20 protein-coding genes and 2 pseudogenes are annotated in these 23928 nt (G+C 70.2%); 14 read left to right on the forward strand and 8 right to left on the reverse strand.

Annotation, left to right across the window (positions count from 1 at the left end; all coding sequences use genetic code 11):
• The 3 genes from ACZ3TS_RS18070 to ACZ3TS_RS18080 all read left to right on the forward strand — a co-directional run bounded on the left by ACZ3TS_RS18070 (nucleotide 1) and on the right by ACZ3TS_RS18080 (nucleotide 3556).
• On the forward strand, nucleotides 1-885 hold the full coding sequence (locus ACZ3TS_RS18070) for an NTP transferase domain-containing protein (RefSeq protein ID WP_467618869.1): 885 nt from the start codon (nucleotides 1-3) through the stop codon (nucleotides 883-885).
• A complete protein-coding gene (locus ACZ3TS_RS18075) occupies nucleotides 882-2411 on the forward strand; it encodes a molybdopterin molybdotransferase MoeA (protein WP_467618870.1) in 1530 nt (509 codons plus the stop codon). The genes ACZ3TS_RS18070 and ACZ3TS_RS18075 overlap by 4 nt, the downstream gene beginning before the upstream one ends.
• 164 nt (nucleotides 2412-2575) lie before the next feature.
• The gene (locus ACZ3TS_RS18080; RefSeq protein ID WP_467618872.1) at nucleotides 2576-3556 is read left to right on the forward strand and encodes an NAD(P)H-quinone oxidoreductase; all 981 of its coding nucleotides are present in this window, start codon (nucleotides 2576-2578) and stop codon (nucleotides 3554-3556) included.
• A 12-nt stretch (nucleotides 3557-3568) separates the two neighbouring features.
• Here the strand turns inward: ACZ3TS_RS18080 and ACZ3TS_RS18085 are convergent, their stop codons facing one another.
• Nucleotides 3569-4465, reverse strand: a complete 897-nt coding sequence (locus tag ACZ3TS_RS18085) for a hypothetical protein (protein WP_467618875.1) — start codon at nucleotides 4463-4465, stop codon at nucleotides 3569-3571.
• Nucleotides 4466-4658: 193 nt separating this feature from the next.
• Here ACZ3TS_RS18085 and ACZ3TS_RS18090 point away from each other — a divergent pair, with 193 nt between their 5' ends.
• Both ACZ3TS_RS18090 and ACZ3TS_RS18095 read left to right on the forward strand, forming a co-directional pair.
• A complete protein-coding gene (locus ACZ3TS_RS18090) occupies nucleotides 4659-5225 on the forward strand; it encodes a helix-turn-helix transcriptional regulator (RefSeq protein WP_467618876.1) in 567 nt (188 codons plus the stop codon).
• A gap of 75 nt (nucleotides 5226-5300) precedes the next feature.
• Nucleotides 5301-5846 (forward strand): bacterial proteasome activator family protein, encoded by a 546-nt coding sequence (locus tag ACZ3TS_RS18095; protein ID WP_467618878.1) that lies wholly within the window; start codon nucleotides 5301-5303, stop codon nucleotides 5844-5846.
• A 69-nt stretch (nucleotides 5847-5915) separates the two neighbouring features.
• Here ACZ3TS_RS18095 and ACZ3TS_RS18100 read toward each other — a convergent pair whose 3' ends face one another.
• Nucleotides 5916-7556 carry a protein kinase domain-containing protein gene (locus ACZ3TS_RS18100; RefSeq protein WP_467618881.1) on the reverse strand — a complete coding sequence of 547 codons (1641 nt, stop codon included), beginning with the start codon at nucleotides 7554-7556 and terminating at the stop codon, nucleotides 5916-5918.
• A 377-nt stretch (nucleotides 7557-7933) separates the two neighbouring features.
• On the opposite strand from ACZ3TS_RS18100, the gene ACZ3TS_RS18105 reads away from it, so the two are divergent.
• From ACZ3TS_RS18105 to ACZ3TS_RS18120, 4 genes are all read left to right on the forward strand, one after another.
• Nucleotides 7934-9496 (forward strand): protein kinase domain-containing protein, encoded by a 1563-nt coding sequence (locus tag ACZ3TS_RS18105; protein ID WP_467618883.1) that lies wholly within the window; start codon nucleotides 7934-7936, stop codon nucleotides 9494-9496.
• Nucleotides 9497-10380: 884 nt separating this feature from the next.
• The gene (gene pdhA, locus ACZ3TS_RS18110) at nucleotides 10381-11571 is read left to right on the forward strand and encodes a pyruvate dehydrogenase (acetyl-transferring) E1 component subunit alpha (RefSeq protein ID WP_467618885.1); all 1191 of its coding nucleotides are present in this window, start codon (nucleotides 10381-10383) and stop codon (nucleotides 11569-11571) included.
• 1 nt (nucleotide 11572) lies between these two features.
• Nucleotides 11573-12550, forward strand: a complete 978-nt coding sequence (locus tag ACZ3TS_RS18115; protein ID WP_467618886.1) for an alpha-ketoacid dehydrogenase subunit beta — start codon at nucleotides 11573-11575, stop codon at nucleotides 12548-12550.
• A 10-nt stretch (nucleotides 12551-12560) separates the two neighbouring features.
• Complete coding sequence (locus tag ACZ3TS_RS18120) at nucleotides 12561-13955, forward strand: dihydrolipoamide acetyltransferase family protein (RefSeq protein ID WP_467618888.1); 1395 nt, start codon at nucleotides 12561-12563, stop codon at nucleotides 13953-13955.
• Nucleotides 13956-13964: 9 nt separating this feature from the next.
• Here ACZ3TS_RS18120 and ACZ3TS_RS18125 read toward each other — a convergent pair.
• Together ACZ3TS_RS18125 and ACZ3TS_RS18130 are read right to left on the reverse strand one after the other, a co-directional pair.
• Nucleotides 13965-14394, reverse strand: a pseudogene (locus ACZ3TS_RS18125) (helix-turn-helix domain-containing protein); the annotation flags it as partial.
• An 82-nt stretch (nucleotides 14395-14476) separates the two neighbouring features.
• The gene (locus tag ACZ3TS_RS18130; RefSeq protein ID WP_467618889.1) at nucleotides 14477-15370 is read right to left on the reverse strand and encodes a D-alanyl-D-alanine carboxypeptidase family protein; all 894 of its coding nucleotides are present in this window, start codon (nucleotides 15368-15370) and stop codon (nucleotides 14477-14479) included.
• A 204-nt stretch (nucleotides 15371-15574) separates the two neighbouring features.
• Between ACZ3TS_RS18130 and ACZ3TS_RS18135 the strand changes: the two genes are divergently transcribed.
• Both ACZ3TS_RS18135 and ACZ3TS_RS18140 read left to right on the forward strand, forming a co-directional pair.
• Nucleotides 15575-16258 (forward strand): GntR family transcriptional regulator, encoded by a 684-nt coding sequence (locus ACZ3TS_RS18135; RefSeq protein WP_467618891.1) that lies wholly within the window; start codon nucleotides 15575-15577, stop codon nucleotides 16256-16258.
• On the forward strand, nucleotides 16255-17571 hold the full coding sequence (locus ACZ3TS_RS18140; RefSeq protein ID WP_467618893.1) for an MFS transporter: 1317 nt from the start codon (nucleotides 16255-16257) through the stop codon (nucleotides 17569-17571). The genes ACZ3TS_RS18135 and ACZ3TS_RS18140 overlap by 4 nt, the downstream gene beginning before the upstream one ends.
• 73 nt (nucleotides 17572-17644) lie before the next feature.
• On the opposite strand, the gene ACZ3TS_RS18145 is transcribed toward ACZ3TS_RS18140, so the two are convergent.
• Complete coding sequence (locus ACZ3TS_RS18145; RefSeq protein ID WP_467618895.1) at nucleotides 17645-18469, reverse strand: carbon-nitrogen family hydrolase; 825 nt, start codon at nucleotides 18467-18469, stop codon at nucleotides 17645-17647.
• 193 nt (nucleotides 18470-18662) lie between these two features.
• Here ACZ3TS_RS18145 and ACZ3TS_RS18150 point away from each other — a divergent pair, with 193 nt between their 5' ends.
• Nucleotides 18663-19487, forward strand: a complete 825-nt coding sequence (locus tag ACZ3TS_RS18150; protein WP_467618898.1) for a maleylpyruvate isomerase family mycothiol-dependent enzyme — start codon at nucleotides 18663-18665, stop codon at nucleotides 19485-19487.
• A gap of 130 nt (nucleotides 19488-19617) precedes the next feature.
• Here ACZ3TS_RS18150 and ACZ3TS_RS18155 read toward each other — a convergent pair whose 3' ends face one another.
• Both ACZ3TS_RS18155 and ACZ3TS_RS18160 read right to left on the reverse strand, forming a co-directional pair.
• On the reverse strand, nucleotides 19618-20112 hold the full coding sequence (locus ACZ3TS_RS18155; RefSeq protein WP_467618900.1) for an LURP-one-related/scramblase family protein: 495 nt from the start codon (nucleotides 20110-20112) through the stop codon (nucleotides 19618-19620).
• Nucleotides 20109-21106: pseudogene (locus tag ACZ3TS_RS18160) on the reverse strand (GlxA family transcriptional regulator). Before ACZ3TS_RS18160 ends, ACZ3TS_RS18155 begins: the two are co-directional and overlap by 4 nt.
• Before the next feature lie 51 nt (nucleotides 21107-21157).
• Here ACZ3TS_RS18160 and ACZ3TS_RS18165 point away from each other — a divergent pair.
• Complete coding sequence (locus ACZ3TS_RS18165; protein WP_467618901.1) at nucleotides 21158-21571, forward strand: cupin domain-containing protein; 414 nt, start codon at nucleotides 21158-21160, stop codon at nucleotides 21569-21571.
• 104 nt (nucleotides 21572-21675) lie between these two features.
• Here the strand turns inward: ACZ3TS_RS18165 and ACZ3TS_RS18170 are convergent, their stop codons facing one another.
• Nucleotides 21676-21897: a hypothetical protein gene (locus ACZ3TS_RS18170; protein ID WP_467618904.1), complete on the reverse strand. Its 222-nt coding sequence runs from the start codon at nucleotides 21895-21897 to the stop codon at nucleotides 21676-21678.
• A gap of 333 nt (nucleotides 21898-22230) precedes the next feature.
• Here ACZ3TS_RS18170 and ACZ3TS_RS18175 point away from each other — a divergent pair, with 333 nt between their 5' ends.
• Nucleotides 22231-23742 carry a recombinase family protein gene (locus tag ACZ3TS_RS18175; protein WP_467618905.1) on the forward strand — a complete coding sequence of 504 codons (1512 nt, stop codon included), beginning with the start codon at nucleotides 22231-22233 and terminating at the stop codon, nucleotides 23740-23742.
• Nucleotides 23743-23928: the final 186 nt, after the last annotated feature.

A 23928-nucleotide genomic window follows, 5' to 3' on the forward strand; every position in this document is an offset into this window, starting at 1 on the left:
ATGACCGCGTACGAGACCCCTGGTGACCCCGGCGACGGGTACGACGCCGTCGTGCTCGCCGGCGGTGCCGCCCGGCGGCTCGGCGGGATCGACAAACCCGGCGTGCGTGTGGGCGGGCGGGCGCTGCTCGAGCGCGTGCTGGCGGCCTGTTCCGGCGCGGCCACCACGGTGGTCGTCGCCGACCCCAGGCCGGTCCCGCGCCCCGTGGTCTGGACCCGGGAGGAGCCGCCCGGCGCGGGGCCGGTCGCCGCGCTCGCCGCGGGCCTGAGCCGGAGCACGGCCGCATACGTCGTCGTGCTCTCCGCCGACCTGCCATTCCTCCAGCAGGGGACGGTACGACGGCTGTTGGGCGGCCTTGCGGCGAGCGGCGCCGAAGGGGCGGTGCTGACCGATCCCGAGGGCCGTGACCAACCTCTCGTGGCGGCCTACCGGAGCGCGGCGCTGCGTCGCGAGCTGGCGCGGCTGGCCACCGAGCACGCCGGTCTCACCGGCCTTCCGCTGCGACGTCTGGTCGCCCGGATGGCCCTCACCCGTATCTCCGACCCTGTCGCGTCCTTCGACTGCGACACCTGGGACGACATCGCCGCGGCCCGGACACGCATCAGGGAGCATGAGCACGTGCTGGATGAATGGATTTCCGCAGTCAAGGACGAGCTGGGCATCGACCTCGACGTCGACACCGGCGTCCTCCTCGACCTCGCCCGCGACGCCGCGCACGGCGTCGCCCGCCCCGCTGCCCCGCTGACAACGTTCCTCGTCGGGTATGCGGCCGCGCAGGCCGGCGGCGGGCCCGAGGCGGTCGCCGAGGCCGCCCGCAAGGCCGCCGAGCTGGCTCTGCGCTGGGTCGGCGAGGATGCGGCCGAGGCCAAGCCGGACGCCGGATGACCGGGCGGGGCGGCCAGGAACGCCTGGACACCGAGGAACGCGACATGGAGGAGGCCTTGACCGTGGCCAACGACAGCGGGGGCCGCAGCCGTCCGCAGGAGGCCCGCCCCGCCGGTTCGCCCGAGGACCGGCACGACCTGGACCTCGAGGAGGCCCTCGCCCTCGTCCGCAACCCGGACCAGCGCACCCCCGAGCCCGCCCCGCCACTCCCGGGAGCCGGTGCCGGTACGCCCGAATCCGCGCTGCCTCCCGTGCTGCACGCCGGCACCCGGGACTCGGTCCGGGACCGTCCCGAGGGCCCCGGATCCCATTCCACCGTGGCGTCGAAGCACCATGCCCGGCACAAGGCCACGCCATGGCCCGAGGCCCGTGCCGTCGCCGAACGCGCCGCACGTTCCGTGCCGCGCCGGGAACCCGTCCGTGTCGCTCTCGACGCCGCCCTCGGCCTGGTGCTCGCCGCACCCCTCACCGCCCTCACCGACCTGCCCTCCTTCGACACCTCGGCCATGGACGGCTGGGCGGTCGCGGGCCCCGGCCCCTGGGACGTGCGGGAGGAAGGAGTCCTCGCCGGACACGCCGAGCCCGCGTCGCTCGGCGACGGCGAGGCCGCACGGATCGCCACCGGCGCGCGCATCCCGGCGGACACCACCGCCGTCCTGCGCAGCGAACACGGGCGCACCGACGACAAGGGGCGGCTGCACGCCACCTGCGAGGTCGCGCACGGGCAGGACATCCGGCCGCGCGGCCAGGAGTGCCACAGCGGAGACCAGTTGCTTCCCCCCGGCGCCCAGGTGACCCCGGCTGTCCTCGGGCTCGCCGCGGCGGCCGGGTACGACACCCTGTCCGCGCTGCCCCGGCCGCGCGCCGAAGTCCTGGTCCTGGGCGACGAACTGCTCACCGAGGGGCTGCCCCAGGACGGCCTGATCCGGGATGCGCTCGGACCGATGCTGCCGCCATGGCTGAGGGCCCTCGGCGCGGACGTGGTGGCCGTTCGCAGGCTGGGGGACGACGCCGAGGCCCTGCACCGGGCGGTCACATCCTCGACGGCCGACCTGATCGTCACGACCGGCGGCACGGCCGCGGGCCCCGTCGACCATGTCCACCCCATCCTGCGTCGCATCGAAGCGGAGCTCCTCGTCGACGGTGTGCAGGTGCGCCCCGGCCACCCCATGCTCCTCGCCCGCATCCGGGAGAAACAGCACCTCGTCGGTCTGCCCGGCAACCCTCTCGCGGCCGTCTCGGGTCTGCTCACGCTCGCCGAGCCACTGCTGCGCACCCTGGGGGGCCGAATGGCTCCCGAGCCGTACACGCTGCCCCTGAAGGACCCCGTCCACGGTCATCCGTACGACACGCGGCTCATCCCCGTCGCCGTACGGGCCGACCACGCCCTGCCGCTGCACTACAACGGCCCGGCCATGCTGCGTGGAATCGCCGCGGCGGATGCCCTCGCCGTCGTACCGCCGGGTGGCGCACGGCCCGGTGAGGAACTGGAACTCCTGGATCTGCCCTGGGCATTGGCGGGATGAATTCCCGGCGGGGCCTGCGCAGCGGGAACCGGGCAGGCTGAGCGTTTCACCCGATGGGTGACGAAGCTTTCATGTGCCGGAACGGGGGGTTGTTTCACGTGAAACGTCCGGACCGGGACGCGATCATCCGCGCGTGGCCCACCGTGAGGAGTAGCGTCCCCCTCATGTACGCGATCACGATTCCTGAACCCGGTGGGCCTGAGGCGCTGGTGTGGACCGAGGTCCCCGATCCCGTACCCGGCGAGGGCGAAGTGCTGGTCGACGTGGTGGCCGGCGCCGTCAACCGCGCCGATGTCCTCCAGCGGCAGGGCTTCTACAACCCGCCGCCCGGTGCTCCTCCGTACCCCGGACTCGAGTGCTCCGGGCGGATCTCCGCGCTGGGCCCCGGCGTCTCGGGGTGGGCCGTCGGCGACGAGGTGTGCGCGCTGCTCGCAGGCGGCGGATATGCCGAGAAGGTCGCTGTCCCGGCAGGGCAGCTGCTGCCCGTGCCCGAGGGGCTCGAACTGCGGCATGCGGCCGCGTTGCCCGAGGTGACGTGCACGGTCTGGTCGAACGTCTTCATGGTCGCCCATCTGCGCCCGGGTGAGACGCTGCTCGTGCACGGCGGCTCCAGTGGCATCGGCACGATGGCCATCCAGCTGGCCAAGGCGGTGGGCGCCAAGGTCGCGGTCACCGCGGGCACCAAGGAGAAGCTGGAGCGCTGCGCGGAACTGGGTGCGGATGTACTGATCAACTACCGCGAGCAGGACTTCGTGGAGGAGATCCGGGAGTCCACGGCCGGGGAGGGGGCGGACGTCATCCTCGACAACATGGGTGCGAAGTACCTGGACCGCAACGTCCAGGCGCTCGCGGTGAACGGGCGGCTCGCGATCATCGGCCTGCAGGGTGGGGTGAAAGGCGAGCTGAACATCAACACACTGCTGCGGAAGCAGGCGGCGATCACGGCGACCTCGTTGCGGGCGCGCCCGCTCGGCGAGAAGGCGGCGATCGTCGCGGCGGTGCGTGAGCACGTCTGGCCGCTGGTCGCCTCCGGACACGTCCGCCCGGTCATCGACCGCGAGATTCCGATGAACGAGGCGGCCGCGGCCCACCGCTTGCTGGAGGAGAGCGGGCACGTGGGGAAGGTGCTGCTGGTGGTGCCGTAGGCGGCGTGACGGTCACTCCCGGCGCAGCCGCAGGGCGAGGAGTGCCAGCGCCAGTCCGGCACCGACGAGGACCAGGCCGCTGCCGAGGGGAAGGATCTCCACCACGGGTTCCGAGCCGCCGGCCTCACGGGCGAGGACGGCGGCGTCCTGCGACGGGGCGGGGGAGGACCCTGCGGGGTCGGCCGCACCGATGGACGCCTCGTCCTCCCTGTTCGAGTCCTCGCTGTCACCTTTCGTCGGCACCGGTATGCCGTCCTCCGGTGTCGGCGGGTCCTCATCCGTGTACGTCGGCTCGTCCGTCTCGTCCTGCAGCTCGGGGTCCGGCCGTCCGGGCCTGAGCTTCCCCTCGCCGGCCCCACTGCCGGCACGCGAGGGGTCAGCCGGGGGAGAGACGGAGGACGGGAGAGCGGCGGGACGCACGGGGGCGGGTGGGCCTGCCGGCCTGGCGGTCGCCTTGTGCCCGGGCACGGATATGCGGGTGGACGTGGCGGAGGCCTTGTCCGCGAGCGGGGACTTACCGGTGGGCGTGGCGGGCACCTTGTACTCGGCGGCAGATGCCGGGGCAGGTGCGGGGGACGCCTTGTGCCCGGCCCGGGATGCGGAGGGGGCCGAGGCGGACGGCTTGGGCTCGAGGGAGCGTGGGGAGGCCGCGGCGGAGGCCGTGTGCTCTGGAGCGGGCGAGCGGGTCGTGGGTGGCGCTGCGGAGGGACGTCCGGGGTACGCGAAGCGGGTGACGTACGCCGGCGAGGCGGCCGCGTCGGAATTCCGTGTGTCGTACGTGAGCTGAACGGTGTACGAGGCGGATCGAAGGCCGTACGGAGGCCCGATTCCGTATCCGGGCGGAATGCCGTACGCGGAGGATATGCCCAGGAGGGCCGTCGTCGTGAGGACCGGCGGCAGAACGGACACGCGGAGCGTGCGGAACGTGGACGGCGTACACAGCCTTGGAGTCACGTGTGTGACCCCCTCCCGTGCTCGGGGCGGCAAGATCAACGGCTTCAGCGTCACACGGACTCCGGTGTCCGGCATCTCGACCGCCGGCCCGACGAGCGGTCGGTTCCTCGGCTGGCACTCCCCCGCCCCACCCGCTACACATACCGCCATGTCGATCCGCCACGGCCTGCTGGCGCTGCTGGAGCGCGGCCCCCGGGACGGCGCCCGGCTGCGCGCCGAACTCGAGGCGCGGACCGGGGCCGTGTGGGCGCTGAACGTCGGGGAGGTGGACACCGCCCTGGAGCCGCTGGAGAGGGAAGGACTGGTCTCTCGGGAGAGCCGGGACACGACGGGGCGCTCGCCGTACGCCCTCACCGACGCGGGTCGGGCCGAACTGCACGACTGGTACACCCGTCCGGTGGAACGCACGAGTCCGCCATGCGACGAGCTGGCGATCAAGCTGGCCATGGCCGTCGGCACGCCCGATGTCGACGTACGGACCGTCGTCGAGACGCAGCGCCGACATCTGAGGGAGGCACTGCGGGCGTACACGCGGCAGCGTTGCGCCGCCCTCGCCGAGCTGCCCGACCACCGGGACGAGGTGGCCCGCCTGCTGGTTCTGGAACAGCTGCTGCTGCACACCGAGGCCGAGCTCCTCTGGCTCGATCACTGCGAGGCCCGGCTGCAGCGCCTCGCCGGAGCGGTGGCCACGGAACCGCCCGCTCAGCCGGACTGACGGATGTCACAGGGTGGATCACCACTCACCGGGGCACAGGGCTGATGAGGTCTACGGGTGCGAGAGAATGGCGGCATGGAGATGCCGAGGAACGACAGGTCGTCGGAGAACGCCCAGAAGATCCTGGTCGTGGGCCAGGACGGAATGGCTCTCGGCGGCACCGGAGATGATGACGCCCGCGAAATCCCGGTGACGGAACAAGTGGAGCAGCCCGCGAAGGTCATGCGCATCGGCAGCATGATCAAGCAGCTGCTGGAGGAGGTGCGCGCCGCTCCTCTGGACGAGGCGAGCCGACAGCGTCTGAAGGAGATCCACGCCAGCTCGGTGAAGGAGCTGGAGGACGGTCTCGCCCCTGAGCTCGTCGAGGAGCTCGAGCGGCTCTCCCTGCCCTTCACGGACGAGGCGATCCCGAGCGACGCGGAACTGCGCATCGCGCAGGCCCAGTTGGTGGGCTGGCTGGAGGGCCTCTTCCACGGGATCCAGACCACCCTGTTCGCCCAGCAGATGGCGGCGCGGGCACAGCTGGAGCAGATGCGCCGCGCCCTCCCGCCGGGCGTAGGCTCCCCCGACGGCGAGGAGGACGGCCGCACGGGCGGCCGCTCAGGCGGCCCATACCTGTAAAGACCCAGGTCATGCAGGGGCCCGGCACCATCGAGGTGCTGGGCCCCTTGCGCATGGGTCAGCAGCGGTTCACGACGGGTTGCCCGTGGACACGCTGAGTTCGATCTCCGGCATCTTCTTCGGATCGACGTCCGTGCCGGCGGACGGGAACTGGTCCGTCACCGTGCCCTCGCCGTACGTGTTCTCGTCGACGTACTTGATCTTCATCTGCCAACCCGCGGCCTGGAAGCACGACTTGACGGACTTGATGTACTTGTAGGAGAAGTCCGGGACCCGGACCATCTTCGGGTCGTTGTACGACTCCTCCGGCTCCGTGCACTTCGTCGTCTCGATCGTCTTCGTCGTGTCGGGGCCCTTGTGGCCCGCGACCACGCTCGAGGACGCGCCGGTGCTGGTGCCGCCGCCGTCGGCGCTGTCGTCGCTGCCGCCGTTCAGCGTCAGAGCCGTGATCAGGCCGCCTATCGCGGCCAGGGCGACCACGACGGAGCCGATGATCACGGCCCGGTTGCTCTGCTGCCCGCCGGAGCCGCCGGTGGCGGCTGTTGAGGGCTGTGGGGTGATGTTGTACGGCGGCGGGGTCGCCGCGGCCTGCTGCGGCGCGTACGCGGCGGTCTGCGGCGGCGCCTGGTAGCCGCCCTGCTGCGGGTAGCCGTACGCGGGCGACGGGTTCGGCACGGGGGTCGGGCTGCCGTACGGGCCGGGCTGGTACGGCGTCTGCACGGGGCCCGGCGGGGCGGGCGTCGACTGGCCGATCGGCGGGAAGACGGCCGAGCCCACACCGGCGCCGTTCGACGTCTGCGCGCCCGGCACGATGCTCGGCGCGGCGGCCGTGAAGGACGCGGCCACGCGCAGGCACTCGTCGCGCATCGCCTCGGCGCTGGGGAAACGCTCGTTGGGGTTCTTCTTCAGCGCGCGGGCGACCAGCGCGTCCACCGCGGGCGGCAGCGAGCGGTTGATCGACGAAGGAGCCACCGGCTCCTCCTGCACGTGTGCGTACGCGATCGCCAGCGGCGAGTCCGCCTCGAAGGGCAGCCGCCCGGTGACCAGTTGGAACAGCATGATGCCGACCGAGTACAGGTCGCTTCGCGCGTCCACGCCCCTGCCGAGGGCCTGCTCGGGCGAGAGGTACTGCGGTGTGCCGACCACCATGCCCGTCTGCGTCATCGACGTGACGCCGGACTGCATGGCGCGGGCGATGCCGAAGTCCATCACCTTGACGACGTTGCGCTTCGTCATCATCACGTTGCCCGGCTTGATGTCCCGGTGGACCAGACCCATCTCGTGGCTGATCTCCAGGGCCGCCAGCACGTCGGCCGTGACCTTCAGCGCCTTGTCGGCCGGCATCGCGCCGTAATGCTGGATGTCCGCGTCGAGGACCGAGCCGAGCGGCTTGCCCTCGATGTACTCCATGACGATGTACGGGGTCGTCATTCCGCCGAGCTCGTCCTCGCCGGTGTCGAAGACCGAGACGATGTTCGTGTGCGTGAGTTTCGCCACGGACTGCGCCTCGCGGCGGAACCGCTCGCGGAAGGCCTGTTCGCGAGCGAGCTCGGTGTGCAGTGTCTTGATCGCGACCTGCCGGTCGAGCACGGTGTCGTACGCGAGATACACCGAGGCCATGCCGCCCTCACCGAGCAAGTCGCGCAGCTGGTAGCGGCCCCCGGCGACCGATCGCCCCGCATACCGGCCCTGTGCGCCGTCCTGGCTCATGTTCTGCGTCCCCCATCGGCGCGGCGGCAGCGGCTGGTCGTGCTCCCGCGGTCCGTGATCGATATGCGCGTCTTCGACGATCGACGCGATCGTTCCGTGATCGACTGGCTCATTCCCGGCCAGTCTGCCCCAGGGCACTGACACGTCAAGCTCGGTGCCCGTTCCGTGACCGTACGCGAAAGAAGCGTCGCGGAAGCGTTACAGGGGCCGTACGGGCGGTACACAGGATTTGCACGTGGGACCACGCGCACGGTTTGATGACCGGTCCATCTCGATTCCATCTCGGACCGGCGTCTTGCGCGGAGCCTGTAGCGTGGCCCGTCGGAGACCGTGACAACCACCGCGCAGATCGCGGGCAGAAACGACGGCGAGGACTGATGGCACAGACGCAGCGCGCCCAGGGCCCGTCCGACCCCGAGGCGACTGGCGGCGGGATGTCAGACGCGCCGGAGATGTGGGGCAACGGCGGACTTGTCGGGGACGGCCGGTACCGGCTGACCCGCCGACTCGGCCGGGGCGGCATGGCCGAGGTGTTCGCGGCCGAGGACGTGCGCCTCGGGAGGACCGTCGCGGTCAAACTCCTCCGCTCGGACCTCGCCGAGGACCCCGTCTCCAAGGCCCGCTTCACGCGCGAGGCCCAGTCGGTGGCCGGGCTCAACCACCACGCGATCGTCGCCGTGTACGACTCGGGCGAGGACTTCGTGGGCGGCCAGTCGGTGCCCTACATCGTGATGGAGATCGTCGAGGGCCGAACGATCCGCGACCTCCTGCTCAACGCCGAGGCTCCGGGCCCCGAACAGGCCCTGATCATCGTCTCGGGCGTCCTGGAGGCGCTGGCCTACTCGCACCAGCACGGCATCGTGCACCGCGACATCAAGCCCGCGAACGTCATCATCACCCACAACGGCGCCGTGAAGGTCATGGACTTCGGCATCGCGCGCGCCCTGCACGGAGCGTCCACGACGATGACGCAGACCGGCATGGTCATGGGCACGCCGCAGTACCTCTCGCCGGAGCAGGCGCTCGGCAAGGCCGTCGACCACCGCTCCGACCTGTACGCGACGGGCTGCCTGCTGTACGAATTGCTCGCGCTGCGGCCCCCGTTCGTCGGCGAGACGCCGCTGTCCGTGGTCTACCAGCATGTCCAGGACATCCCGGTGCCCCCGTCCCGGATCTCGGACGGGGCGACGCCGCCCGAGCTGGACGGACTCGTGATGCGTTCCCTCGCGAAGGAGCCGGACGACCGGTTCCAGACCGCCGAGGAGATGCGCGGCCTCGTCCAGTACGCCCTGCAGATGCTCTACGACCAGGGCGGACACACTGGTACCTGGAACACCGGCCCGGTGGAGATGCACGAAGGCCGGCACACGCCGGCGGCTGGTTTCGCCGGCACGACGGTGATGCCGCATCCCGGCGAGCCCGGCACCACGCAGATCCCGCAACCGATCCTGCCCACGGGATACGGCGGGAGCGACGACGGGGGCTTCGAGGGGCACGGGAACAAGGGCAGCGGCCGCGGCAAGCTGTGGATCCTCGCTGTCCTCGCGGTCATCGCCATCGCGGCGGGCGTCGCGCTGGCGATGAACAACACGGGCAGCAGCGGCGGCGGGACCAGCACGACGCAGTCGCCCACCGCCACCAAGTCCCAGGAGAACAAGCAGTCCAGCCAGACGCCGACGGACGAGGCGACCGACACGTCCACGAGCGGCAGTTCGGACACGGGCACCGGCTCGGACTACACGCCCTCGTACACACCGTCGCAGGACTACAGCCAGCAGCCGCCGGCCGAGCCGTCGACGACGCCGGACCAGCCGAGCGACCAGCCCTCGCAGACCGCGCCCACGGACCAGCCGTCGGACTCACCCACGGATGGCGCCAGCACGGATCCCTCGGCGACGGACGGGGGCGGGGACAGCGCGGGCGTGACGCCGAGGACCTGACCGCACGGAGGGGCGACCGGCCCCGCGCAGCGAGGGCGGGACGACCACCGAGTCCGCCGCACTCCAGGACCGGGATGCCCGCCGCGCGCCCGGGGCGAGTCCCCCGGCGGGCGGCGGGGTCGGCGGCGCCCGCAGAAGAACGGTCTCCACGACGCGTGGACCCGGGAACGGGCACCACGCGCGCGTGGCGTTGTTCGGGGACGTTCCCGGGTGTGGGGACGTCCCTGGGCGCTGGGCGACCCGGCCCCGTCTCTCAGCGCGCGAACGCGTCGCACGCCGTGCCGTGCTCGCGCGACCACCGCACGGCCAGGGTCGAGGCCGCCGGGAACTGTGAATCCGCGCGTGTGGCGCCACGGTCGCGGCCTCTGCGCGGCTGGACGCCGAGTCGGTCCCCGTCGACGATCGCGCCGGGTCCTTCCCGCTGGTGGGGCAGGTCGGGGAAATCGCCGTTCCCGACCCACCGAGCCACCGCTCGCCAGCCGCCGGTCCGCATCAGCGGCGCGTGAGCGCCTCGCCCGCCGCGCGGCGGCGCCCGCGCCACCCCGAAAAGACGTCTTCCCGTGCTCTGGGTGAGCGGGATAACGTGCCGTTGTTCCGGCCCCCTGCAAGGCTGTGACCAGCACCTGTTCCCGACTTACTCGATTTACTTGGATATCCAAGCAAAAATCCCAGGTCAGGAGGGGTTTCACAGAAATGTGGAGCACTGGGTAACGTGCCCCTTGCAGGGCGCTCGCCGGGGCACCTGTCACGTCTGTTTCGAACGAGACGCACCCACCCCGTGCGTCCGTGCGCTGCAGGCGAGCCGCTCCCACCGGCCCGGAACGGGCCGAGGGGACCCCCAGGCACCCGGCGAACCCGGGGGCCGGACCGACGGAGGAGCACACGTGACCGTGGAGAGCACTGCCGCGCGCAAGCCGCGACGCAGCGCCGGAAGCAAGGCCGGCACCACCGGCACCAAGCGCACCACCAGCACCGCGCCCAAGCAGGGCGCCGACCCCGACCTCGTCCAGTTGCTGACGCCCGAGGGCAAGCGGGTCGAGAACCCCGAGTACGACGCGTATGTCGAGGGCATCACCCCCGAGCAGCTGCGCGGTCTGTACCGGGACATGGTGCTGACCCGTCGCTTCGACGCCGAAGCCACCTCCCTGCAGCGCCAGGGCGAGCTGGGCCTGTGGGCCTCGCTGCTCGGTCAGGAGGCCGCCCAGATCGGGTCGGGCCGGGCCCTGAACGACGACGACTACGTCTTTCCGACCTACCGCGAGCACGGCGTCGCCTGGTGTCGCGGGGTCGATCCCACCAACCTGCTCGGGATGTTCCGCGGTGTGAACAACGGCGGCTGGGACCCGAACAGCAACAACTTCCATCTCTACACGATCGTCATCGGCTCGCAGACGCTGCACGCCACCGGCTACGCCATGGGCGTCGCCAAGGACGGCGCCGACTCGGCGGTGATCGCGTACTTCGGCGACGGCGCCTCAAGCCAGGGCGACGTGGCCGAGTCCTTCACCTTCTCCGCGGTCTACAACACCCCGGTCGTGTTCTTCTGCCAGAACAACCAGTGGGCGATCTCCGAGCCTACCGAGAAGCAGACCCGCGTGCCGCTCTACCAGCGCGCGCAGGGCTACGGCTTCCCGGGCGTGCGGGTCGACGGCAACGACGTCCTGGCCTGCCTCGCGGTCACCAAGTGGGCGCTGGAGCGGGCGCGCAACGGCGAGGGCCCGACCCTGGTCGAGGCGTTCACGTACCGCATGGGCGCGCACACGACCTCCGACGATCCGACCCGCTACCGCCACGACGACGAGCGGGCAGCCTGGGAGGCGAAGGACCCGATCGCGCGTCTGCGCGCCTATCTCGAGGCCTCAAACCACGCGGACGAGGGATTCTTCGCGGAACTCGAGGCGGAGAGCGAAGCGTTGGGAAGGCGAGTACGCGAAGCGGTCCGTGCCATGCCGGACCCGGACCACTTCGCCATCTTCGAGAACGTGTACGCGGACGGGCACGCGCTCGTCGACGAGGAGCGGGCCCAGTTCGCCGCCTACCAGGCGTCGTTCGCGGACTCAGAAGGGGGACGGTGACATGGCCGAGAAGATGGCGCTCGCCAAGGCGATCAACGAGTCGCTGCGCAAGGCCCTGGAGTCGGACCCCAAGGTCCTGTTGATGGGCGAGGACGTCGGCAAGCTGGGCGGCGTCTTCCGCGTCACCGACGGTCTGCAGAAGGATTTCGGCGAGGATCGGGTCATCGACACCCCGCTCGCCGAGTCGGGCATCGTCGGCACGGCGATCGGCCTGGCCCTGCGTGGGTACCGGCCGGTGGTGGAGATCCAGTTCGACGGCTTCGTCTTCCCGGCCTACGACCAGATCGTCACGCAGCTGGCGAAGATGCACGCCCGCTCGCTGGGCAAGGTCAAGCTGCCGGTCGTCGTCCGTATCCCGTACGGCGGCGGCATCGGGGCGGTCGAGCACCACAGCGAGTCCCCCGAGGCTCTGTTCGCGCACGTGGCCGGTCTGAAGATCGTCTCTCCGTCGAACGCGTCGGATGCGTACTGGATGATGCAACAGGCGATCCAGAGCGACGACCCGGTGATCTTCTTCGAGCCGAAGCGGCGGTACTGGGACAAGGGCGAGGTCAACGCCGAGGCGATCCCCGGCCCCCTGCACAAGGCACGCCTGGTGCGTGAGGGCACGGATCTGACGCTCGCCGCCTACGGCCCGATGGTGAAGGTGTGCCAGGAGGTCGCGGCCGCCGCGGAGGAAGAGGGCAAGTCCCTCGAAGTGCTCGACCTGCGCTCGGTCTCCCCGCTCGACTTCGACTCCGTCCAGGCGTCCGTGGAGAAGACCCGCCGCCTGGTCGTGGTGCACGAGGCACCCGTGTTCTTCGGTTCGGGCGCGGAGATCGCCGCCCGCATCACGGAGCGGTGCTTCTACCACCTCGAGGCGCCCGTGCTGCGCGTCGGCGGCTATCACGCCCCGTACCCGCCGGCGCGGCTGGAGGAGGAGTACCTGCCGGGCCTGGACCGCGTGCTCGACGCTGTCGACCGCGCCCTGGCGTACTGAGGAGAGGGTCGTGACGACGATGACTGACGCGTCCGTGCGCGAGTTCAAGATGCCCGACGTGGGCGAGGGGCTCACCGAGGCCGAGATCCTCAAGTGGTACGTGCAGCCCGGTGACACGGTCACCGACGGACAGGTCGTCTGCGAGGTGGAGACGGCGAAGGCGGCCGTCGAACTGCCCATTCCGTACGACGGAGTGGTCCGCGAGCTCCGCTTCCCGGAGGGCACCACGGTGGACGTCGGCACCGCGATCATCGCGGTCGACGTGACCGGGGGTGCCCCCGCCGAGGAGGCACCGGCGTCCGTCGAGAAGACCCCGGCCGAGCAGCCGACGGCTGAGGAACCCAAGCAGGAGGGCCGCAAGCCCGTCCTCGTCGGATACGGCGTCGCCGAGTCCTCCACCAGGCGTCGCCCCCGCAAGACCGCGGCGGCAGCCGAGGAGACCCTCTACGCGGCCACGGCGCTCCAAGGGGAGCTGAACGGGCACGGCAAGCGGGCCCGTCCGCTCGCGAAGCCGCCGGTGCGCAAGCTCGCCAAGGACCTGGGGGTCGATCTGGCGACGGTGCGACCGTCGGGTCCGGACGGGGTCATCACCCGTGAGGACGTGCACGCCGCAGTGGCGGCCGCACCGGCCCCCGTGGCCCCTGCCGCCGTCGAGGCGCCCGTTTCCGTCGGGGCGCCGGCGCCGGTGGTCACGTACGACAGCGCGCGGGAGACCCGTATCCCCGTCAAGGGCGTTCGCAAGGCCACCGCACAGGCGATGGTCGGTTCGGCGTTCACCGCTCCGCATGTCACGGAGTTCGTGACGGTCGACGTGACGCGCACCATGAAGCTGGTCGAGGAGCTCAAGCAGGACAAGGACTTGCAGGGCCTGCGCGTCAACCCGCTGCTCCTCATCGCCAAGGCCCTGCTGGTGGCGATCAAGCGGAACCCGGACGTCAACGCGTCCTGGGACGAGGCGAACCAGGAGATCGTGCGCAAGCACTATGTGAACCTGGGCATCGCGGCGGCCACCCCGCGCGGTCTGATCGTGCCGAACATCAAGGACGCGCACGAGAAGACGCTTCCGCAACTGGCCGAGGCGCTCGGCGAGCTGGTGGCCACGGCCCGCGAGGGCAAGACGTCCCCCGCGGCGATGCAGGGCGGCACGATCACCATCACGAACGTGGGTGTGTTCGGCGTCGACACGGGCACGCCGATCCTCAACCCGGGCGAGTCGGCGATCCTCGCGGTCGGCGCGATCAAGCTCCAGCCGTGGGTCCACAAGGGCAAGGTCAAGCCCCGCCAGGTCACCACCCTGGCGCTCAGCTTCGATCACCGCCTGGTCGACGGCGAACTGGGCTCGAAGGTCCTCGCGGACGTGGCGGCCATCCTGGAGCAGCCGAAGCGGCTGATCACCTGGGCCTAGCGGCCAAGGGCCGGGCTTGGGGCGGGGCCGGCGGGCCTGGGCTCGGGCGTGGGCGGCGTGCGGCCGGTACTGGCCGTTGCCCGGGTGCCGGTTGCGGCGGATCTCGCGGCTGATGGTGGACGGGCTGCGGCCCGGCTCGGCGGCGATAGCGCGCACCGTGGCCTTCTCCCGCAGCCGGTCGGCTATGTGGATGCGTTCGGCCTCGCCCAGGTAGCGGGACAGACCCGACGAAGGCGGCGCCTCCTGATAGATCGGAGGCGCCGCCTTCTCGCGGCCTTTGTGGGCGTGGCGACCGCTACGCCACTTCTTGCCGGTCCGGACGTCGATACCGACGATCCGACAGGCCTCCCTGCTGCATGAGCTGGAAGTATGCCGCCCGCTCCCGAGTCAGCTTCTTCCGTCCCTGAGGCTTCCGGTCCTTACGGATCTCGAAGTCCATCGCACCCCTTCAGCTGGGGTGTTGCGACGAACACTAGAACCCAAGGGTAGCGGCCGGGCCCCTTCGTCGTACGCGCTGATGATCAGACAGCGAAGCCGTAGTTCAGGAGCTTCTTCGCGTCCGACGTGCGGTTGGTGACCGAGGTCGACGCCAGGATGGTGCCGATGACGGTCTTGCCGTTGCGGGTCGCGGCGAAGACCAGGCAGTACTTGGCCTCCGGACCCGAACCCGTCTTCACACCGATCGCACCGCTGTAGGTACCGAGCAGCGGGTTGGTGTTGGTCCAGGTGTAGTAGCGGTAGCCGCCGCTCTTGGTGGTCACCTTCTGCTTCGTGGACTTGGTCTTCACGACGGCGCGGAAGGTGGAGCTCTTCATGGCGCTGCTCGCGATCTTGGTGAGGTCGCGGGCCGTCGAGTAGTTGCTGCCCTTGCCGATGCCGTCGAACGAGTCGAAGTGGGTGTTCGTCAGGCCGAGGCTCTTGGCGGTGCTGTTCATCTTGCCGATGAACGACTTCACGCGAGCGGCGCGCGTCGAGCCGGAACCGAACTTGTCCGCGAGCGCGTAGGCGGCGTCGCAGCCGGAGGGCAGCATCATCGCGTACAGGAGCTGGCGGACGGTGACCTTGTCGCCGACGATCAGGTGGGCCTGGGAGGCGTTGTTCGCGACCACGTAGTCGCTGTAGGCCTTCTGGATCACGAACTTCGTGTCCAGGTTCAGGTTCGACTGCGACAGCACGACCTTGGCAGTCATGATCTTGGTGGTGGAGCCGGTGGACAGCCTCGTGTCGGCGGCCTTGGTGAACAGGCTCTTGCCGGTGGCGTTGTTCATCACGTAACCGCCCTTGGCGGTGATCGTGGGCTTCGTCACGGCCTGCGCGGGCGCCGCGGTGAGGGCTCCGGTGGTGAGCACGGCTCCGGTGGTGACCACTGCGGCGACTGCCCTGCGAACTCGCGCGCCCTTAATGCCGGTAATCAAGTTAAACGCTCCGATTGCGTCGCTGATGCGTCTGAAAGCATCCAAATGCCCCTGAAGGGCGGCCAGATGGCAAGGCCGCCTTCTCGTGAGACCCGCAAGTAGCACAAATGGATGTGCGGTTGTGGGGCGATTTTTGAGACGGATGTGCGGTCCACATGATGGACGTCGATCGGCATGCGTACGTGTTGTATCTATGATGTGCGCATGCCTTCAGCGCCGTCCGCCGCTCCCGCTCCCGAGAAGTCGACCGTCAAGCAGCCGCCCGCCGCCGACCGCGTGTACGCCCATGTCAAGCAAGGCGTTCTGGAACGCCGTTATGAAGGCGGAACGCTGCTCACCGAGGGCGAGCTGGCCGATGAGGTCGGAGTCTCGCGGACGCCGGTGCGCGAGGCGCTGCTGCGGCTGGAGGTCGAAGGGCTGATCAGGCTCTACCCGAAGAAGGGAGCCCTCGTCCTGCCCGTCTCCGCCCAGGAGATCGCGGACGTGGTCGAGACGCGCCAGCTCGTCGAGGAGTACGCGGCCCGCAAGGCGGTCCCCTCCCCGCCCGGGCTGATCGCCCGGCTCGAGGAACTGCTCGCACGGCAGAAGGAGCAGGCCGCCGCCGGTGATCTGGCCGGGGCGGCGATCACCGACCGCACCTTCCACGCAGAGATCGTGCGCAGCGGCGGCAACGAGATCCTCTCCCGTCTGTACGACCAACTGCGCGACCGCCAGCTGCGGATGGGTGTCGCGGTCATGCACTCGCATCCCGACCGGATCGCCAAGACGCTCACCGAGCACGAGGAGATCCTGCAGGCCCTGCGGTCCGGCGACGCCGAGGCGGCCGTCGGCATCGTCCACCGGCACGTCAGCTGGTTCTCCCACCTGGCGCGGGGTGAGGTGCGATGAGTTCCGGCTCCGTGAGATCCCGTTCCCTGTCCCTGCCCGGCGATCCGCCCGGCGGCCGTCGTGCCGTCGCCGTGTGGGCCATCGGCGTCTCGGTCTATTTCGTGGCCGTCATCTTCCGTACGTCCCTGGGTGTGGCCGGACTTGACGCCGCGGACCGCTTCCATGTCGGCGCGTCCGCCCTGTCCGCCTTCTCCATCCTCCAGCTCCTCGTGTACGCGGGCATGCAGATACCCGTCGGCCTGTTGGTGGACCGGCTCGGCACCAAGAAGGTGCTGGCCATCGGGGTCGTCCTCTTCACAGCCGGCCAGGTGGGGTTCGCCATCTCGCCGACGTTCGGCATGGCGCTCGCCTCGCGGGCGCTGCTCGGCTGCGGTGACGCGATGACGTTCATCAGCGTCCTGCGGCTCGGCACCCGGTGGTTCCCGGCCCGGCGAGGGCCGCTGGTCGCGCAGCTCGCCGGTCTGGTCGGCATGGCGGGCAACCTGGTCTCGACGCTCGTGCTGGCCCGGCTGCTGCACGGGGTGGGCTGGACGGCGGCCTTCGGCGGCAGCGCGCTCGCGGGAGTCGTGGTGTTCGTCCTGCTGCTCGTCTTCCTCAAGGACCACCCCGAGGGGTACGAGCCGGAGCCGTTCCCGCACCACGGATCGGCGTATGTGCGGCGGCAGATCGTGGCGTCCTGGAAGGAGCCCGGGACGCGCCTCGGCATGTGGGTGCACTTCACGACGCAGTTCCCGGCGATGGTGTTCCTGCTGCTGTGGGGCCTGCCGTTCCTGGTTCAGGCGCAGGGCCTGTCGCGGGCGACGGCCGGTGAGCTCCTCACGCTCGTGGTGCTGTCGAACATGGTGGTCGGTCTGGTCTACGGGCAGATCGTCGCCCGGCACCACACGGCGCGGCTGCCGCTGGCGCTCGGGACGGTCGGGGCGACCGCGCTGCTGTGGGCGGCCACGCTCGCCTACCCGGGCACACACGCGCCGATGTGGCTGCTGATCACGCTGTGCACGGTGCTCGGCGCCTGCGGCCCCGCCTCGATGATCGGCTTCGACTTCGCGCGTCCGGCGAACCCGCCGGAGCGTCAGGGTACGGCCTCCGGCATCACGAACATGGGCGGTTTCATCGCCTCCATGACGACGCTGCTGGCGATCGGCGTGCTCCTGGACGCGACGGGCGACAACTACACCGTGGCGTTCTGCGCGGTGTTCGTCCTCCAGGCGCTGGGGCTGAGCCAGATCCTGCGGTTGCGCAAGCAGGCGGCGCGCAGGGAGCGGGAGCGGTTGGTGGCGAGCCGCGTGGAGACCGTGCACGTGCCGGCGTAAGGGCGCGTGTGCCCGCGTAACCGCGCAGGTGACGACGCCGGGCTCGCCGGGGGTGTGCCGCGCCGGCTCACGGCTACCGGTGGTGACGTGGGCGCTGCAGGCCCAGTACCCGGTCCTTGAGCGCCGGGAACTGCTCCCGTGTCGTCGCGACCTTCGCCGGGTCGAACTCCACGGTGAGGATCTCCTCGTCAAAGCCCGCCTCCGCGAGGACCTCGCCCCACGGATCCACCACGATCGAGTGACCCGCCTGCGGAACCCCGGCGTGCGTCCCGGCCGTTCCACAGGCAAGGACGTACGCCTGGTTCTCGACCGCCCGCGCCTGGGCCAGCAGCGTCCAGTGGGACCGGCGGCGCTCCGGCCAGCCCGCCGGGATCACGAGGGTTTCGGCTCCCGCGTCCACGAGTGAGCGGAACAGCTCGGGGAAGCGGAGGTCGTAGCAGGTGGCCATGCCGACGGTCGTCTCCGGCAGACGCACCGTCACCAGCTCCGTCCCCGCACCCATCAGCACGGCCTCGCCCTTGTCGAAGCCGAAGCGGTGGACCTTGCGGTAGGCGGCGGCCAGCTCACCGGAGGGGGAGAAGATGAGAGACGTGTTGTAGAGAGTGCCTTCGCCCGTGGCGGAGCCGCTGTCGGATGCGGCCCATTCGGCGATCGACCCGGCGTGCAGCCACACGCCCGCGTCGCTCGCCGCCTTGGCCATCGCCTCGTACGTCGGCCCTTCGAGTGGCTCGGCCTCGGTCCCGAACCGCTCGTAGGCGAACGCCCCGGTCGTCCACAGCTCGGGCAGCACCACGAGATCGACTCCGGCTTGATCCCGTACCAGCGAGGCGGCTCGTCGGCGGCGAGAATCAACCGATTCGTCCTCGTCTACCCGGATCTGGATGAGGGAGGCGCGCACAGTACCACCGTCCTGGCATTCGAGCCGTTTCCTACGGGCCTACGATCGTCACACGAAAGCACTGCCGGGGTGCCTCGCAGCAGCGTAACTTAACGTCCCAAGACACCCGCTGACAGCCACCTCCCGCAGTACAAGCCACCGACAACGCCGTCGATCAACGCCCGTGCACCGACCGCCCGAGGGGTCCCGTTCCGTGAGTCTGCATCCCACTCTTCAGCCCTACGCCGACGCCTGGACCCACTCCATCGAAGCGATATCCGAGCTGGTGCAGCCGCTCGTGGAGGGCGAGTGGAACCGTCGGACCCCCTGCCCCGGCTGGTCGGTACGCGACGTGGTCTCCCATGTCATCGGCATGGACTGCGAGATGCTCGGCGACCCGCGGCCGATCCACACGCTCCCGCGCGACCTGTTCCACGTCACGAACGAGCACCAGCGCTACATGGAGATGCAGGTCGACGTCCGCCGCCACCACACGGCGCCGGAGATGACGTCCGAGCTGGAGTACACGATCATCCGTCGCAACCGTCAGCTGCGGAACGAGACGCGGGACCCCGGCACCAAGGTGCGCGGTCCGCTCGGCAGCGAACAGACCCTCGAGGAGGCCATGCGGTACCGTGCGTTCGACGTGTGGGTGCACGAGCAGGACCTGCGCACGGCACTGGGCCGGCCGGGAAACCTGGACTCGCCCGGCGCGTACATCGTGCGGGACGCACTGCTGGCCGCACTGCCGAAGGTCGTCGCCAAGGACGCGGGGGCGCCCCCCGGTTCGGCGATCGTCTTCGACGTCCACGGTCCCGTCGACTTCCTGCGCACGGTGCGGATCGACACGGAGGGCCGCGGCTCGATCGACGGCGCACCCTCGCTGGGCCCGACGGTGTCGCTCACGCTCGACTGGGAGACGTACGTCCGCCTCGCCTGCGGCCGCGTCACCGCGGACGTCGTGGCGGATCGCATCAAGGCGGAGGGTGACCCGGAACTGACGGCGGCGATCCTGCTGGCGTTCGCCGTGACGAAGTAGCGGAGCCGGCGGGAGCGGGGCACGTGGCAGGCCGGCGGGCGACCAGGTCCGCGCGGGTGGCACGGACGCCTGTGGACCCCGGGCCGTGGTCCGTGGGTCCAGGGGTCCGTGGCTCCCATGACCGCGCCGCTCAGTCCTCCTCCCGCTCCTTGTCCGCCAGGTGGATCACGCACACCGCCACCGCGATCAGCAGTGCCGGGTCCGCGTCGTCGCGCACGATGTCGACGCCGTACGTCTCGCGCACGTGCAGCCAGCGGCGGGAGATCTGCGCGAGCAGCTCCCCGTCATAGTCGATGGCGAACTCGCGGTCGAGGATCTTGCCGCTGACGTCGAGTTCCGTGCCGTCCACCAGCGAGACGCGGTAGTGGTTGCGCAGCAGGGACAGGCGCTTGCGTTTGATCGTGGCCAGCGGGTCGCCGTCGCGTTCGATGATCATCGTGTCGCGCAGGGCGAACATCTTCTGGTGGATGTCGATCAGGACCCGCCCCTGCGCGTCCTTCAGCTCGAAGGTGTCGCGCAGCCGCATCGCCTTGCCGTCGACCAGGAAGACCTTGTTGCCGTGCTGGTCCTCGATCCAGTAGTCGTCACCGAAGCCGAGGAGCCGGTCGCGTACCAGGAATCTCATACGAGGAGAGCTTCCCCCGTGGCCGGTCCGAAACGCCGTCGGTAGGCCGACGGACTGAGTCCGGTCTCGCGCCGCAGCCGCGCCCGCAGGTTCGCGGCCGTACCGAGGCCGCTGCGCGCGGCCACCACGTCCACCCGTTCCTCCCCGCGCTCGATCAGCCGGCATGCGAGGGCCACCCGCTCCCCGGTCAGCCAGGCCAGCGGGGTGGTGCCCAGCTGGGCGCGGAAGCGGCGGTGCAGCGTGGCGGGCTCACCGCGGCGCGCGCCGCCAGGTCGGCGACGGTGAGCGGTTCGCCGAGGCGCTCCTGGGCCCAGGCCAGCAGCGGGGCCAGTGACTCGTCCGGCACCTCGGGCACCGGCCGCTCCACGAACTGCCGCTGCCCGCCGTCGCGGTGCGCCGCGAAGACCAGCCGCCGGGAAACAGCGTTGGCGATCTCGGCACCGTGGTCCCGGCGTGCGACGTGCAGGCCGAGGTCGAGCGCCGAGGCGCTGCCGGAGGCGGTGAGGATGTCGCCGTCGTCCACGAACAGCACGTCCGGCTCCAGCCTGACCCGTGGAAACCGCTCCCGGAACGAATCGGCCCACATCCAGTGGCATGCCGCCCGCCGCCCGTCGAGCAGCCCGGCCTCCGCGATGGTGAACGCACCGGAGCAGAAACCGATCAGCCGCGTGCCCCGGGCGTGCGCCCGGCGCACCGCGTCCAGGACCTCCGGGCAGCGCGGGGTGCCGGTGTCGGGCCGGTTCGGCACGATCAGGGTGTCCGCGTCGTCGACCGCGTCGAGCCCCGCGACGTCGGTGAGGGTGAAGAAGCCGTCCCGCATCCGGGTCGTCGGCGCGGCCGCGCACAGCCGGAAGTCGTACAGCTCCCGGCCGAGTTCGGGCCGCCTCAGCCCGAACACCTCGATGGCGCAGCTCATCTCGAAGGGATTGGAGTTCTCGTCCACGACCAGGACGACACGGTGCACGGGCGGCACCTGAGAGGATCCTTGCGACATATGCGATTTCTAGCACTCGTGCGTCAGGCGGGGTACCCGGACGATGGCGGCATGGAACCCAAGGAACCCACCGACGCCAAGGAACCCGTCTCTCTCGCCGGGGCGCTCGCCTCCTTCTCCGAACTGTGGAGCCCGCGCATCGTCACGGCCGTCAACGACTACGACGTCCGCGTCGCGAAGGTCGAGGGCGAGCACCTCTGGCACACGCACGACCACACCGACGAGTTCTTCCTCGTCCTGGACGGCGAACTGCACATCGCGCTGCGCGGGGCGGCCGGCGAGCGAACGGTCACGCTCCCCAAGGGGTCGGTCTTCACGGTCCCGCGCGGCACGGAGCACAAGCCGTCCGCCCCGGCCGGAGCGTCGATCCTGCTGTTCGAGCCCACCGGCACCATGACGGTCGGCGACCGCCACGAGGAGATCCCGGACCATGTGGACGCGACGACGGGGCACGCCCTCACCTGAGCCTGCAAGGGGAACGGGCCGCCGAGCGCGGACGAGTCCCCCGCCGGGCGGCGGGGGACTCGCACGTACCGCGCAGATACCGCTGATGGACCGCGCAGGCCGGGTTACCGGTAGCCCTCCTGCATGTCGTCCTCGTCGTCGTCCCACGACGAACGCCGGTCGCCGCGCTCACGGCCCATGCCGGAGCTCCCCGTGTCGGAGTCCGACGCGTCGGACCCGCTCACGTCGGGGTCGCGCCTGTCCCGGTGGCGCATCTCGTCGCCGGTGATCTCACCGTGCTCGCGTTCGCGGTCCCGGCGTATCTGGTCGTCGATGTCTCGTGGCATGGAACTGCTCCCTTGCACTGGCCCCCCTGTATGCGATGAGCATCCCTCGGTGACGGCATGAACGCATCCGGTAGTCATGTGTGCACGCACAGTCATCGAGTTGTCCACAGGCTCCGCGGCACCACCGACGCGGATGGCACTCTTGACCCATGAAGACTCCACACCGCGTCGCGTCCGTGTCCGCGCCCCCGAACTGGTCGGCAAGGGTGGCTGGCTGAACACGGGCGGTGAGCAGTACGCCCTCGCTGACCTGCGAGGCGTATCGTCATCCTCGATTTCTGGACGTCCATAACGGAGTAACGACCTTAGGATGTCCGAATGCACCATCACACGTTGGCCGACCTCTACCTCCGGCTCTCGCTCGACCGGGACGGTAAGACGGCCATCGAGCGCCAGGAAGCCGACTGCCGAGCTTGGGCCGAACGGAACGGCCTCGAAGTCCGCAAGGTCCACATCGACCGGGGCGTGTCAGGCTACAAGAAGGTCGAGCGCAGGGGGTTCGAAGCCGCCCTAGCCGCCGTGACCTCCGGCGTCGTCGGAACGCTGATCGTTTGGAAGCTCGACCGACTCTCGCGTAAAGGCATGGCTGGGGTCGGCAACGCCCTCGAAGCCATCACCGCCGCCAAGGGCCGCCTCGTGTCCGTCATGGATGGGATGGACACCTCTAACGACAGCGCCCGGCTCGTCATCGCGATGCTGTCCGAGCTCGCATACACGGAGTCGAAGAATCTCGGCACTCGCGTCGGTCACGCCAAGCAGTACCTCCGTGCACGCGGGCAGTGGGTCGGCGGACAGCCGCCGTTCGGCCTTGTGATCGAACCCGCCACCAAGAAGCTTGTCCACGACCCCGAGGACGCCGTCTACGCCCGGCTCATCGCCGACGAAGCCCTCGACGGCAAGCCCATGGCGAAGATCGCCCGACTGCTCAATGAGCACGAAATCTTGTCCCCGCGCGGTGGCCAGTGGAACGCGGCTACGGTCATGCATCTGCTGCGATCGCCCGCGTTCGCCGGGCTCATGCCGGAGACCATCAAGAACAAAGAGACCGGCCGCTACACGTCCAAGGTCGTCCCGTACCGGCACCCCGACACCGGCGACGTCGTCGAGGTCGGCGAAGGCATCATCACGGTCGCCGAACGGGAGAAGATCATCGCTCAGCTGGAGTCGCGTACGTTCCAGCACGCCGGTCGTCGACACCCGAAGCCGATCGGTACAGCTCTGCTAACGTCCATCGCTCGCTGCGCGCACGACGGTTGTGGCAAGGCCATGGCTATCTCGGGGAACTCGTACCGGTGCCTCGACGCGCTGCAAGGCAACACATGCCCCGGTGCGTCAGCGATGGCTATCCGTGTCGACGAGTACGTGACCTTCCAGTTCCTCGCTCGGCTGCCAATGTTGGAGCCGGGAGACCCGCTGCTGGACGCCGTCGCGGATCGATGGATACACAAGGCCGACCCGGAACTGTTCGCGCAGCGAGACGCGATAACCGCCGAACTCGCCGACGCCGAAGCACGCATGGCCGACCTGGAAGACGCGCGCTACGTTCGCGGTGAGTTCACTGGCGCCGAAGCGATCGAACGGTACGGCCGGCTCGCTGACCGGCTGCGTGGTCGCATCGGCGGGCTGCGGTACGACCTTTCCAAGCTGCCGACGCCGGAGGCCGACATTTCCCCTCTCCTCGACGGCGAGTTGCTGGCGGAGGCGTGGGAAGCCGCCGAGGTGCTGGAGCGGCGCGAGCTGCTGAAGCTGGCCATCGACCGCGTCGAGGTCACCAAGGGCCGACACGGCGCGCGGTTCGTCGCTGAAGACCGCGTCCGGATCGTGTGGGCGGGCAGCGGCGAATAGCGCCACCGCTGACGGCCGACGGGCGGTGTCTCGGGCGGATGCCCCGGGGCGCCGCCCGCGTCGTTTACACGCCCAGCAGTGAACGCGGGGATGTCAATCCCCTGGTTTCGTAGAGACCTCTCCTATGCGGCCTGGCACCTCTGGTCGCTCTTCTTGCGTGCTTCGGTGATGGTCCGTTCGAACTCC

Source organism: Streptomyces sp. NPDC022910, from assembly GCF_055561075.1.